This window comes from Flavobacterium olei (assembly GCF_039749035.1).
GTDB classification, from domain to species: Bacteria; Bacteroidota; Bacteroidia; order Flavobacteriales; family Flavobacteriaceae; genus Flavobacterium; species Flavobacterium olei.
Window position 1 is genome coordinate 407,133 of record NZ_JBDKWC010000006.1, and the last position, 13,543, is coordinate 420,675.

The window sequence follows — 13,543 nt, forward strand, 5'->3', positions numbered from 1 at the left end:
TTTGACTTTTTACTAATAAGAAACTAAGGATTTGTTGAAGAGACCTCTAAAACTTTTCCGTTAAAATATTTATTTCCATTTAATGTAAAATCATAAATATAAGTTGCCATTCCCTCTGCAGAAATTGGCGCCTGATAACCTGGAAAAGCTTCATTCAGCATTTCAGTCTGAACAGAACCTAATGCCAGAACATTAAAAGAAATTCCTTTTTCTTTATATTCTTCAGCTAATAATTCTGTCAAGGTAATAACGGCACCTTTACTGGAACTGTAAGCTGCTAATCCTGCAAACTTTAAACTTCCGCGCACGCCCCCGATAGAACTAATGGTTACAACATGACTTCCTCTTTCCAGATATGGAATACAAATACGGGTTAAGTTTGCAACGGCAAAAACATTTACTTTATAAATACTTTCAAAATCTGCCTGAGTAGTTTCTGCAAATGGCTTCAAAAGCAAAGCACCTGCATTATGAACAACGGCATCTACCTTTTTCCATGTGGATGAAAGAAACTGATCTACTTCTTTTAAGGCATTTTTATCAGACAAATCAATTGAAAGGCAGGTAACATTTTGATGCTCTAATAATGTTTGCGGTATTTTTCTGGAGATAGCCAAAACCTGATGACCTCCATTAGCGAATTGTAACGCCAGTTCATAACCAATTCCCCTGCTTGTTCCTGTAACGATAATATTTTTCATGCAACAAAAATAATCAAATACTCTAAAACGGCCTTTTATTTATTCATGGTTATTTCCTGGGTTGGCGTAATTGTAATTTTAGTTACAGCCGGCAATAATTCCTGGGTAAAAGAAGTAATATGCGGAATATCCATTACTTTAAACTCATCTGAAACGTGATGATAAAAGTCAAAATTTTCAAAATCAAAAGTGCTTAAAGACTGGCATGGTTTTCCGAAAGCATCGAAAAAAGAATAATTATCAGATCTGTAAAACAACTCATATTCTGCTTCTTTTGGTAAAAATCCGATTGTATTTTTTCCTGTATATTCATTTATTTTCACGGCCATGTTCGATTTATCAAAACCGGTTATATAAGCCAGATAATCTCTTTTCATTGGCACACCAATCATTTCAATATTTAATTGAGTGTACAGATTGAAATTTTCCTTTTTCAATTTCTGAACTAAACTTTTGGAACCTAACAGACCTTTTTCTTCTCCGGCGAAAAAAACCACTAAAATACTTCTCTTATTAGCTTTGGTTTCGCTAAAATATTTTGCCATAGCAGCAACAGAAGTCACACCGGAAGCATCATCATTGGCTCCGTTATTTATTTTATCTTCCTGTTGCTTTTTCTCTACACCAATATGATCATAATGCGCACTTAGTACCACAAATTCTTTTTTCAGTTCCGGATCTGTTCCTTCTATCACACCGACAATATTAAAAGCTGGTGTTTTAAAATTCGTCAGGGTATCCCGATATGTTTTAAAATAAGGTTTAATTTTATTTTTCTTTAGATAATCTTCCAAAAAAACAGCTGCTTTTTCTATTCCTTTTGTTCCGGTTTCGCGACCTTCCAATTCATCTGAAGAAAGATATTTTAAAAAATCTGAAACTTCTGTCTCAGAAATTTTATAACTGATTTCTAAAGGTTTTGAGCCTGACGGTGTTTCTTTATTGCTTAATGTTGATGTTCCCGATTTACAAGCTAAGAAAACCAGAGGCAGTAAAAAGTATAGTTTTTTCATGTTTATTTTTTTTGATTTTTGTAATTGAAGCTGAAATTGACTTAAAGATATAAACTTATGAAAAGTAATAGAATATTCATAAAAAAACCCTTTCAAACTAGTTAAAAGGGCTTTAAAAAAAATATATTTTATAAAATAAGTTATCCGCCAATAACAGATCTTGAAATTACGATTTTCTGGATTTCAGACGTTCCTTCATAAATCTGAGTGATTTTTGCGTCGCGCATAAAACGTTCTACATGATATTCTTTTACATAACCGTTTCCTCCATGAATCTGGACCGCTTCAACAGCAGTGTCCATGGCAACCTGAGAAGCAAATAATTTTGCCATTGCACCACTTACATCATAATTTTTGTGATTGTCTTTATCCCAGGCAGCTTTCATACATAGATGACGTGCTGCTTCAATATTAACAGCCATATCTGCCAATTTAAAAGCAATTGCCTGATGGTTGCAAATTTCTGTTCCAAATGCTTTACGCTCTTTAGAATATTTAAGGGCCAGTTCATAAGCACCAGATGCAATTCCTAATGCCTGAGAAGCAATTCCTATTCTACCTCCGGCAAGAGTTTTCATTGCAAATTTAAATCCGAAACCATCTTCTCCTATTCTGTTTTCTTTCGGAACTTTAACATCCGAAAACATTAAAGAATGTGTGTCAGAACCGCGAATTCCCATTTTTTGCTCTTTTGGACCAACTGAGAAACCTGGCATATCTTTCGTCATAATTAAAGCATTTATTCCTTTATGCTTTAATTCGGGATGTGTCTGCGCTATCACCAAATAAACAGAAGCCGTATTTCCGTTTGTAATCCAGTTTTTTGTTCCATTTACCAAATAATGATCTCCCATATCTATGGCAGTAGTTTTTTGAGAAGTTGCATCGCTGCCCGCTTCCGGCTCACTTAAACAGAATGCTCCATGAATCTCTCCTGAGGCTAAACCTGGCAAATATTTCTGTTTTTGTTCTTCTGTTCCAAATTCCTGTAATCCCCAACAAACCAAAGAATTATTTACAGACATTACCACAGAAGCAGAAGCATCTATTTTGGAAATTTCTTCCATAGCAATTACATATGAAATAGTATCCAGACCGCTTCCTCCGTATTTCGGATCAACCATCATTCCCATAAATCCAAGTTCGCCCATTTTTTTGACTTGCTCAGTAGGAAAAATTTGTTTTTCGTCTCGTTCAATAACTCCAGGCAATAATTCGTTTTGAGCAAAATCTCTTGCTGCCTGTTGAATCATTAAATGTTCTTCGGTAAGATTAAAATCCATAATACTATTCTTTAAAATGTTTTTACCAGATCTGGTTAAATCGGTCTGTTTATTTTTGTTTTTTGTGTTGGTCGATGCCTTATTACATTTCGGATCAAAGGCTTTCAAAGATACTTTTTAAAAATTAATTTACAATGCGCGCATATAAATTTACCAGATCAGCAAAGATTACGATAACGTTTTCGTGATTATTCATCTTTTCTTTAAAATCAAGATTAATAATGCAACAATTTTTTAAAATTGCAGAAGTCAAAATAGAGGCTACTTACACTAAAAATAGAATAAAATTTCAATTCTAAACATTAAACATTTCTTAAAGCGAGTAAAACTACGTAAACTTAGTCTTACTAATTTGATTTTTAATGTGATACAGAAAATAAATGTGAAATCAACAAGAAAAAAACATTGGTTTAATGAGTCAAAAATTGAGAAATTAACATTAATTTTGACCAAAAAACAATAAATTGATAAACATGAAAAAGATTTTACTATTACTTACACTCCTTTTAAGCTTACAATTTTCGATAGTTTCAGCACAAACTCATATAGAAGTTAATGGTGTGACAGTACCCCGAAAAATAGAATTTCAAAACAAAACTTTACAATTAAATGGCGCAGGCGGAAGATCTAAAATGTGGCTGGAAGTATATGTTCAGGCGTTGTATTTGTCACAGTTAAGTCAGGATCCTAAATTCATTATTGATAGTGATACAGAAATGGCTATCAGAATTGAAATCACTTCTTCAATGGTTTCTTCCAGCAAACTGACTAAAGCTATTAATGCCGGATTTGAAAAATCTGCAGGAGCAGAACTGGAACAATTACGTCCAAGGATTGAGCAGTTAAAAAATTATCTAAGTGATGCAATTACAGAAAAAGATGTTTTTATATTGGCATATAATCCTCTAGATCAAAATATTTATGTTTCTAAAAATGAAGTTTTGAAAGGAAAAGTACCCGGATTTGATTTCAAAAAAGCATTATTTGGAATCTGGCTTTCTGATAAACCCGTTGACGAAACTTTGAAAAAGAATTTATTGGGAATGTAATACTTAACACCCGTTATAAAATATCAAGCCGAAAGCAAATTGTTTTCGGCTTTCTTTTGATTGCTAAATTTTGAATCAAAATACATTATTCGCATTATTCTATTTTATACATTTACGCAAAATAAACATATCACAACAAAATGAAAGATTTATTACAACAATTTGAAAACAAGGTCCCTGAAATTGTTTTTAATTGGAAAGATTCAGAAACAGAAGCCGAAGGGTGGACTGTTATTAATTCACTTCGCGGAGGAGCTGCAGGTGGAGGAACAAGAATGAGAAAAGGCTTAGACATGAACGAAGTTTTGTCATTGGCCAAGACTATGGAAGTTAAATTCTCTGTTTCAGGCCCTGCTATTGGCGGAGCCAAATCTGGAATAAATTTTGATCCTAATGATTCTCGCAAAAAAGGCGTTTTACAACGTTGGTACAAAGCAGTTTCTCCTTTGTTGAAAAGTTACTACGGAACGGGCGGAGATTTGAATGTTGATGAAATTCATGAAGTGATTCCGATGACAGAAGAATGTGGTGTTTGGCATCCGCAGGAAGGTGTTTTTAACGGACATTTTAAACCGACAGAAGCTGATAAAATTAACAGAATCGGTCAATTGCGTCAAGGTGTTATCAAGGTAATTGAAAATCCTAAGTTTTCACCAGATGTAACCAGAAAATATACCGTTGCCGATATGATTACCGGTTTTGGTGTTGCAGAAGCGGTTCGTCATTTTTATACCACTTACGGTGGAGATATAAAAGGCAAGAAAGCCATTGTTCAGGGTTTCGGAAACGTGGGTTCTGCAGCTGCTTTTTATCTGGCAGAAATGGGAGCAAAAGTAATCGGAATTATCGATCGTGATGGCGGATTGATTCAGGAAGAAGGTTTTTCTTTTGAAGAAATCAAAACGTTGTTTTTAAATAAGGACGGAAATAAACTAGTGGCTCAAAATATGATTCCGTTTGAGGAAATCAATTCTAAAATCTGGACGATTGGTGCTGAAATCTTCACTCCATGTGCTGCTTCAAGACTGGTTACTCAGGCTCAGATTGACAGCCTGATTGCAAATGGATTAGAAGTAATTTCATGCGGAGCGAATGTTCCTTTTGCTGATAAAGAAATTTTCTTCGGATCGATTATGGAAGAAGTAGACAGAAAAGTCAGCTTGATTCCGGATTTTATCTCAAACTGTGGAATGGCAAGGGTTTTTGCTTATTTTATGGAGAAAAAAGTTCAAATGACCGACGAAGCTATTTTTAATGATACTTCTGAAACCATCAAAAATGCAATTGTAAAAGCTCACGGTTTGAATTCTTCTAAAACAAATATCAGTGCAACTGCTTTTGAAATTGCATTGAAACAATTAGTATAATTTTTTATACTTTATTATAAACGAGTCAAATTGTATTTGGCTCGTTTTTTTTTTAGCATAAGGTACGCAAACGAGTCTAACTTATTTCTCGCAAAGTCGCGAAGTCGCAAAGTTTTCTTTTTTTTAAGTTTTCTTTGCGACTTCGCGACTTTGCGAGAATAAAAAAACAGCTTAGGAAACTTTGCGGTTAAATCACTTCGTTACTTCCATTCTAAACAATTTTTACTACTTTTAAACGTTTTTATTTAATACACTTTTAAAATTCAGAATCAAAATGAGTTTCACAATTTCTTCGGATAAAAAGAAATCGTTACTAATCACAACTGCTATTTATGCGGCAATTATTTTATTGCTGTTCTTTATACGTTTTTGGCCTCCATATAATCCTGAAAATAATGTTGCGCTTACAGATGGCGGCGGAGGTGGCGGTGGCGTTACAGTAAACTTTGGAGACAGTGATTTAGGTTCCGGAGCCAATTATAAAAGTGAAGTTTTGGAAGTAAAAAACAATGCAAAAGTTACTCCCGCAAAAGCAACACCGGACGATGCTATTATTACGCAGGAGAATACAACGACAGACAATGATGTTGTAATTCCGGCAAAAGAAAAACCTAAGAAACCTACACCTGTAAAAGTAGAACCGAAACCTGTTCCTGCAAAGCCAAAAGTATCTAACTCAACAAATGATGCTTTGGCAAATATTATGAAAGGTTCTAACAAAGGTGGAGACGGAGATGATAAAGTATCTGGCAATAAAGGGAAAGCCGGCGGAAGTTTAAACTCAAATGGTTATTACGGATCTGGAGGTTCTGGTGGAGGAACCGGCGGCGGTAACGGAACCGGAAATGGCATTGGCACCGGAAGCGGTTACGGAGCCGGAAGCGGTGGTGGTTCTGGCGGAGGATCAGGATATTCGCTAAACGGAAGAAAAGCACTATCTAAACCTGCACCAAAATATACTTGTAACGAAGAAGGAAAAGTAGTTGTAGAAGTAACGGTTGACCAAAATGGGAAAACCATTAGTGCTACAGCAGGAGTAAAAGGAACGACCAATACAGCGAGTTGTTTACTGGAACAAGCTAAAATTGCTGCACTGAACACAAAATGGTCTGCAGACGCAAATGCTGCAGCCAAACAGGTTGGTAAAATTATTTATAATTTTAGTCTAGATTAAAATTCAACAATTTATAAAAATATAAAAAGGCTTTCTGCAATTCTCAGAAAGCCTTTTTTCATCAATAATGAATTCTCGATATTATTTTGTCCATCCTGAGTGAAGTCGAAGAACATGCCATAAGCCTACCGAATTAGTGATTTCCTTTGAGAATTACTACGTGTCCTGTGACCTCGTTGAGAATGACAGTTGCTACGTGAAATTTCTTTTTTTCGCGTGAGGGATAGGAATAAGCTACCGAAGTAGCATGGATAGCCCGACCGCAATAAAAAAATGGGCGAATCAACGTTATGCTGATTGGCCCATTTTCTTTATTGGGGTCACGCCCTAATCGTAATTATTTCGGACTGGTTGCAATTACAAACTTCAGATTGTTCTTTACTCCGATTTGCAAAACATCTACTAAATCCTGGACTTGCAGATTAAACGGAATTCGAACCACGACTGTTTGTTCTTTATCGGTTCCTATTTTTGACATTAAAGAAGTTTCCAGATTTTCAAAATCTACTGGTTCTTTGTCAATGTAAAATTTTTTATCTTCTGTAACCGATAAACTTATTAATTGTTTATTGGTTTTCTCGTTAGATTTCGCTTTTGGCAACGTCATCTTAATTACATTCGGATTTGCCAGTGTTGAGATAATTAAGAAAAACAACAGCAGGAAAAACATAATGTCGCTCAAAGATGAAGTCGCTACTTCTGCGTGAAATCTTCTTTTTCTTTTAATAGACATAGTTTATGCTCTTTGAATTATGTTGACAAATTCTAAAATTTGCTTTTGAATTTTTAAAGCAAAATCATCAATTTTTCCGTTTAGTAAGTGGTAAGCACTATAAGCAATAATTCCCACAATAAGACCCGATCCGGAACTGATCATTTTTTCGTATAAACCTCCCGAAATGTTTCCAATACTGATATTTTCTGTAACCGAAATGCTGTAGAAAATTTTGATAACCCCGGAAATTGTTCCAATGAAACCTAAAGTTGGCGCAATACCGGCAATAAGTCCGAGATGACCCAAATGGCGCTCCATTTCGCCAATTTCGATATCTGCGGCGCGGTCCATATTCGATTCGATTTCGGCAATTGGTCTTCCAATTACTAAAACGCCTTCTTTTAAAATGTTTCCGGCTGCAGTATTACTTCTTTCTACTATTGTTCTCGCTAATTCAATATTTCCAGAATGCAGTTTATCTGCGACATCCTGCATTAACCTGCCATCAATTTTTGAGGCACGGCTGATGTACATATAACGTTCAAAAATCACGTAAATAGTGTAAAACAATAAAATCGCAATCGGAATTAAGAAAACTCCACCTTTCATTATAAACCCAAACATTGAAATTTCGTTTTCTGGCGCAATCTTCTCGATCACCACATTTGAAGCGTTTGCGATTGTATCTGTTTGTAATTGAATAAAACTAAACATATATTAATTCTGGTTTTTAATAATTAATTCTAAAAAATATTTGAAATTTGCAATAAAGATAATTTTCGCTGTAATATTAAACTACAAAAATCGAAATTTATTTCAATCGACAACCATTTTATCTAAAATAAATGAACTATCAGGAGACTACCAATTGGATGTTTAATCAGCTTCCAATGTACCAATTGCAGGGCGCTTCGGCATACAAGGAAGATTTAACGAATATCAGATTATTGGCAGCTCATCTTGACAATCCGCAAAATGAGTTAAAATGCATTCATGTTGCGGGAACAAATGGCAAAGGTTCTACTTCTCACATGTTGTCTTCTGTTCTTCAGGAAGCAGGTTATAAAGTAGGTTTATACACGTCGCCGCATTTAAAAGACTTTAGAGAGCGCATAAAAATAAACGGCAGGGAAATCTCTGAAGATTTTGTGATTGAATTTATTGCCAGCCACAAATCTTTTTTTGAAGCCAATGACATGAGTTTCTTCGAAATGTCGGTTGGGCTGGCATTTGATTATTTTTCTGCAGAAAAAGTAGATATTGCCATTATTGAAGTGGGTCTTGGCGGAAGACTCGACGCAACCAATATTATAACGCCGTTGGTTTCTGTAATTACTAATATTGGCTTAGATCATACACAATTTTTAGGAAATACATTAGAGGCAATTGCAGGAGAAAAAGCCGGAATTATTAAACCAAATATTCCTGTTGTCATTGGTGAATACACAGCTGAAACAAAGCCTGTTTTTTTGGCTAAAGCCAAAGAAAATAACGCTCCAATTTCATTCGCCTCTGATTTGATTGACCAAATTTATTTATCTGATTTAATTGGCGATTATCAGTTTCATAACAAAAAAACTGTTCAACAAACAATTTTCATTTTGAACAATCAAACTGATTTTAATATTTCAACCGAACACTTAAAAGAAGGTTTGCTCAATGTTGTTAAAAATACAGGATTACAAGGTAGATGGCAGCAATTAGGAGAAAGTCCGAAAATAATTTGTGACACCGCACATAACAAACACGGATTGGTTGTTGTAATGAATCAGCTTAAAAATGAAAATTTCGAAAATCTCCATATCGTTTTGGGCGTGGTCAATGATAAAGATCTGGATTCTGTTTTACCTTTATTTCCAAAAGATGCCAAATACTATTTCTGCAAACCAGATTCTTCACGCGGCTTAAGCACTCAAATTTTACAAACAGAGGCAAAAAAATATGATTTAATTGGAGAAAAATACGATTCTGTTGCAATCGCTTTCGCGGAAGCAAAGAGAAATGCCACAGAAAATGATTTTATTTACGTTGGCGGAAGCACTTTTGTAGTGGCGGAATTGCCTTTAGGTTAAAATGTATTTTGAATTTAAAAAAAATTTAAAAAATTTCGTTTTAATAACAAATTCATAAACAGGGAGATATAATTTATTTTAAAAAAAGTTTTATTTTTTCTTCTAAATTCTTTGCAGAACTCAAAAACAAGCGTATATTTGCACTCGCAATCACAAACGATAGCAACCTAGTAAAATAGGGCGATTAGCTCAGCTGGTTCAGAGCACCTCGTTTACACCGAGGGGGTCGGGGGTTCGAACCCCTCATCGCCCACAGAATTACAAAAACTCCAAAGTCATTTGATTTTGGAGTTTTTTGTTTTAGTACATTTCACTGAATTACTGTTTAGATTTTTTTTAGCTGACAAATAGCAATTTCATATTTTATTACTTTTATTGAAAAGAAGGACTTAGACACATCAGATAGTAAAGATTTTACAGAAAATGATAATAATAAGAAGAAGAAGGCAGTTTACAACTACGAATACCGAACTACATAACTTTCACAAAAGGGAAACAAAAAATTAAAGGCTATCATTTTGAAGTTTGGCACATACTTCTTCAAGAAGCTTTCTGGTTTGTCTGAAATGTTTCATTTTAACATCAATCTCTTTTATTTTAGCCTGAAAAAGCTCAAGCGTTTCCGGCTTCGAATCTACACTTTCGAACCAGGCAATTAATATCTTTTTTATCTCCGTTAAGGTAAACCCCACTTCTTTAGCTTCAATTATTATCTCCAAACGCTCAATAACATTTTCATCATAACTTTTGTAATTATTAGATTTTACTTTTTCATCAGAAATCCCCTGAATCAAACCTAAGTTTTCATAATATCTAATTGTATGTATTGAGAGACCGGATCTCTTTGATAATTCGTTTATTAACATAATTTAAAGTTTTAATTCGAGGCATAAACCATAGAGTATAGTCTATGCTTTACCTTACAAAGGTATTAAATTTCTATTTAGATTTAATGTTATATATTTAAAAGGAATCAAAAAATATGTAGATGAAAGGATTAACAGCATCAATTTCAATTAGTAACCGAAACTTTAAAAAATTTCAATTCATCCAAATAACCGGGAATAATACTCGTAATTAAAAAAATCTATAATTACCTGCTAGTTGAAGTCCGTTTCTTAAATTTTTCTTCTACTGTTTAAATATTTTCTTAATGGAATATCATATAATACCATCACTAAATAAGCAAATACAACAAGTAAAACGACAGAGGTTATTACAATTAAAGTTAATTCCGTTGTGTCTGGTTTATAATTTGTATAATAATTTCCAAACATCCATAAAAATGCATAATGCGTCATATATAATGGATAGGAAATATTACCGGAGAAGACACAAAACTTTTTTAATTGTGGTTTCAAAACCGCTCCCGCACCTAGAGAAACCAATAAAGGAAAGTAGAACAGCACAACTAAGGGTTCTAAAATCCAATTCCACTTCGAAAAAGGTATTACAAAAGCCATTAATAATAAGATTGTCAACCCAATAAATCCTAATCTATTTTTTACAATCCAATTAGATCGGTAAATAAGCAATCCTGCCAAAAAAGAATACGATATTCGAGCACAGCCATCCCAAAAAGTTGGCCCACTCCAGCCACCTAATAAATTACCTGAAGTATAACCGACATAGCAAATTGCACCTGCGGAAATAATTGTAAGTAAAATTAAATAGCTACGACCAGTTCTGTAGAGAATAAATGCGTAGACAACATTCGCTACGTACTCCCAAAAAAGAGACCATGCTGGCGCATTTAAACTAAATAAGTTAAATCCGCGATCTGCAATTACAGGAAGAGGAATCAGAAATATCGAACATATAAATGTAAGCGCAATTTTAGCAGAACTGTATAATTCCAGATGACCACCAAAAGGATCAAGCAAAAAAGCTAACAATCCTAAGATAGATCCTGCTAATACTAAAGGATGCAATCTAATTATTCTTGCTAGAAAAAAATTACGAAGACCCATTTTTTTTATCCGGTCATCATACGCATATCCAATTACAAAACCCGATAGGCAAAAGAAAAAATCAACAGCCAGAAAACCGTGACCAATAAAATTTTTACCTGGATCAGTATAAATCCATTCCATAAAATGAAATATGACAACAGCGAAAGCAGCAATGCCTCTTAATCCGTTCAAAATTTCAAAATGTTGTCTTGTATTAAGAACCGCTGCAGAATTGTTTGGTATATTCATTTAATTACAATAATCGTAGTTATTAGTTCAGTACATCTTGACGCAAGTTCTACAAATTAATATTGAAATCAAAATTAGATTAGTATGAGCCTGGCTTTTCATATACAGAAACAATGGAAGCGGACTTGGCATGGGCTATTTATAAGTAACCTGAGAGCGAAAAGTATTTTTGACAATAACCGAATTAACTAACTGCAATATTTAAAACTCAGAACCTTTAACAATTCCTCTTTTTGATTCGACAACAAAATCTATAATCATATCTCTTTCTAAGGTCTTATCAAACTTATCTACAATCAATTCTAAAGCAAACTTTGTATTTCTTTTCTCCTGAAATAGAATCCTATAGATTCCTTTCAATTCATCAATTTTATAAGAGCTAAAGTTTCTCCTTTTTAGTCCTACAGTATTTATTCCCACATAACGCAACGGATCATGGCCAACAGTTATAAAAGGAGGAACATCTTTAACTACTCGGCTTAAGCCACTAATCATTGCGTGTTCACCAATAATCGAAAACTGATGTATAGCAGTCAAACCACTAATATTTGACCAGTCTTTGACTGTGACTTCGCCAGCCATTCCAACACTAAATCCTATAACACAATGATCACCAATAAAACAATCATGACCAATATGTGCATTAGACATAATTAAATTATAGCTTCCAATGTAAGTTTTACCCTTAGAAGCAGTTCCTTTATTAATTGTGACAAACTCCCTGATAATATTATTATTGCCAATTTCTAAGTAAGTGTATTTGCCTTCATATTTTAGATCTTGAGGAATTCCTCCTAAAACGGCATTAGAATGAATTTGACAGTTTTCACCTATTCTGGATCCTCTTAATATTACCACATTGTTTCCAATTTGAGTGTTTTTTCCAATTATGACATCATTTTCAATATTAACACAATTTCCAATAACAACATTATTTCCAATTATAGCATCCTCGTGAACAAAAGTATTTTTCAATTTTTCATGTTTTAAAATAAACACAAAAATTAAAAAAAAATGAATGATATTCCTTGACCTAATATCAAATAATCGAGGCTCTAATTCTACTCAAAGTTTCCTGGCTAACGCCAATGAGGGAAGAAATATGCTTTAACTTGGCTTTCTGAATAATTTGCGGAAATGATTTTAAGAGGAATAAATATTTCTTCTCAGCATTCATCACACGAAAACTGTGATTAAATTCATTGATACGGGAAAGATAATTACGAAGTAACTTAACATGAAATCTTAAAAATAATGGATTTTGCAGCAGGATTTGCTCGTCGGAGTAAGAAAGAGCATACAATATGCTATCCTCACAGGTTTGAAAGTTCTCAAAAGAAGGCTTTTGCTCAAAAAAACTACTTAAAGAAGTGACAAATTGATTATCAGTGTATATCCATTTGGTCACTTCGCAATCGTCTTCTATACAAAATCTTCTAACAGCACCAGATTTAATAAAAAAAATTTTATCACAAATTTTACCTTCTTGTATAACAAAATCGTTTTTTTTAAATCTTTCTTCTCTGAAATATTTTTTAATTTCAGAGGTTGTATCTACATCTAATTTTACAAAATTATTAATTAAAAGAATTAATGCCTTCATATTGATCACATAAATACCAAATATAATAAATATTGATGGTAATGGCTTCCAAAACTATTCAATTAATATATATCGTAGTATACTAATATTAAACAACATTGCAACAAAATAAATCGTATGCTATTGCTAAAAGAAAAGTTCGAAGTTGAAGATCAAAGTTAGCTGGCTTATCATAAGAAAGATTTACTGGGATAAAAAATTATATTTATCAATATTGCTAGAGAGTTTTCTTAAGATTAAAATCAGGATAAAACGAAAAAACCCCTATCCGTTGGGATAGGGGTTTTCAAAGAAAGGCGACGACATACTCTCCCACAATACTGCAGTACCATCTGCGCAGGCGGGCTTAACTACTCTGTTCGGGA

Annotated in this window: 13 protein-coding genes, 1 tRNA gene and 1 rRNA gene; 5 read left to right on the plus strand and 10 right to left on the minus strand. The window is 33.7% G+C overall.

Features of this window, described 5'->3' with window-relative positions; all coding sequences use genetic code 11:
* Positions 1 to 23: 23 nt before the first annotated feature.
* From ABEB31_RS17845 to ABEB31_RS17855, 3 genes are all read right to left on the minus strand, one after another.
* Entirely contained in the window at positions 24 to 701 is a 678-nt protein-coding gene (locus ABEB31_RS17845; RefSeq protein WP_347053007.1) for an SDR family NAD(P)-dependent oxidoreductase, read from the minus strand.
* A gap of 35 nt (positions 702 to 736) precedes the next feature.
* Positions 737 to 1,714: a M20/M25/M40 family metallo-hydrolase gene (locus ABEB31_RS17850; protein WP_347053008.1), complete on the minus strand. Its 978-nt coding sequence runs from the start codon at positions 1,712 to 1,714 to the stop codon at positions 737 to 739.
* A 140-nt stretch (positions 1,715 to 1,854) separates the two neighbouring features.
* Positions 1,855 to 2,997 carry an acyl-CoA dehydrogenase gene (locus tag ABEB31_RS17855; protein ID WP_347053025.1) on the minus strand — a complete coding sequence of 381 codons (1,143 nt, stop codon included), beginning with the start codon at positions 2,995 to 2,997 and terminating at the stop codon, positions 1,855 to 1,857.
* Positions 2,998 to 3,470: 473 nt separating this feature from the next.
* Between ABEB31_RS17855 and ABEB31_RS17860 the strand changes: the two genes are divergently transcribed.
* The 3 genes from ABEB31_RS17860 (at position 3,471) to ABEB31_RS17870 (ending at position 6,587) form a co-directional block, all read left to right on the plus strand.
* Positions 3,471 to 4,046: a chalcone isomerase family protein gene (locus tag ABEB31_RS17860; RefSeq protein WP_347053009.1), complete on the plus strand. Its 576-nt coding sequence runs from the start codon at positions 3,471 to 3,473 to the stop codon at positions 4,044 to 4,046.
* Positions 4,047 to 4,186: 140 nt separating this feature from the next.
* Complete coding sequence (locus tag ABEB31_RS17865) at positions 4,187 to 5,413, plus strand: Glu/Leu/Phe/Val dehydrogenase dimerization domain-containing protein (RefSeq protein WP_347053010.1); 1,227 nt, start codon at positions 4,187 to 4,189, stop codon at positions 5,411 to 5,413.
* Between the two features lie 274 nt (positions 5,414 to 5,687).
* Positions 5,688 to 6,587 (plus strand): energy transducer TonB, encoded by a 900-nt coding sequence (locus tag ABEB31_RS17870; protein ID WP_347053011.1) that lies wholly within the window; start codon positions 5,688 to 5,690, stop codon positions 6,585 to 6,587.
* A gap of 337 nt (positions 6,588 to 6,924) precedes the next feature.
* Here ABEB31_RS17870 and ABEB31_RS17875 read toward each other — a convergent pair whose 3' ends face one another.
* Positions 6,925 to 7,320 (minus strand): ExbD/TolR family protein, encoded by a 396-nt coding sequence (locus ABEB31_RS17875; protein ID WP_347053012.1) that lies wholly within the window; start codon positions 7,318 to 7,320, stop codon positions 6,925 to 6,927.
* A gap of 3 nt (positions 7,321 to 7,323) precedes the next feature.
* On the minus strand, positions 7,324 to 8,016 hold the full coding sequence (locus tag ABEB31_RS17880; RefSeq protein ID WP_347053013.1) for a MotA/TolQ/ExbB proton channel family protein: 693 nt from the start codon (positions 8,014 to 8,016) through the stop codon (positions 7,324 to 7,326).
* Between the two features lie 131 nt (positions 8,017 to 8,147).
* Here ABEB31_RS17880 and ABEB31_RS17885 point away from each other — a divergent pair, with 131 nt between their 5' ends.
* Both ABEB31_RS17885 and ABEB31_RS17890 read left to right on the plus strand, forming a co-directional pair.
* The gene (locus ABEB31_RS17885) at positions 8,148 to 9,374 is read left to right on the plus strand and encodes a bifunctional folylpolyglutamate synthase/dihydrofolate synthase (protein WP_347053014.1); all 1,227 of its coding nucleotides are present in this window, start codon (positions 8,148 to 8,150) and stop codon (positions 9,372 to 9,374) included.
* 178 nt (positions 9,375 to 9,552) lie between these two features.
* Positions 9,553 to 9,627: transfer RNA gene (locus ABEB31_RS17890), tRNA-Val, on the plus strand.
* Positions 9,628 to 9,877: 250 nt separating this feature from the next.
* Here ABEB31_RS17890 and ABEB31_RS17895 read toward each other — a convergent pair.
* The 5 genes from ABEB31_RS17895 to rrf all read right to left on the minus strand — a co-directional run.
* The gene (locus ABEB31_RS17895; protein WP_347053015.1) at positions 9,878 to 10,240 is read right to left on the minus strand and encodes a MerR family transcriptional regulator; all 363 of its coding nucleotides are present in this window, start codon (positions 10,238 to 10,240) and stop codon (positions 9,878 to 9,880) included.
* A 252-nt stretch (positions 10,241 to 10,492) separates the two neighbouring features.
* Entirely contained in the window at positions 10,493 to 11,575 is a 1,083-nt protein-coding gene (locus ABEB31_RS17900; RefSeq protein ID WP_347053016.1) for an acyltransferase family protein, read from the minus strand.
* Between the two features lie 201 nt (positions 11,576 to 11,776).
* The gene (gene lpxA, locus ABEB31_RS17905) at positions 11,777 to 12,550 is read right to left on the minus strand and encodes an acyl-ACP--UDP-N-acetylglucosamine O-acyltransferase (protein ID WP_347053017.1); all 774 of its coding nucleotides are present in this window, start codon (positions 12,548 to 12,550) and stop codon (positions 11,777 to 11,779) included.
* Between the two features lie 64 nt (positions 12,551 to 12,614).
* Positions 12,615 to 13,178, minus strand: coding sequence for a Crp/Fnr family transcriptional regulator (locus tag ABEB31_RS17910; protein WP_347053018.1), 564 nt, complete (start codon positions 13,176 to 13,178; stop codon positions 12,615 to 12,617).
* A 291-nt stretch (positions 13,179 to 13,469) separates the two neighbouring features.
* Positions 13,470 to 13,543: ribosomal RNA gene (gene rrf / locus ABEB31_RS21700) — 5S ribosomal RNA — on the minus strand; the annotation flags it as partial.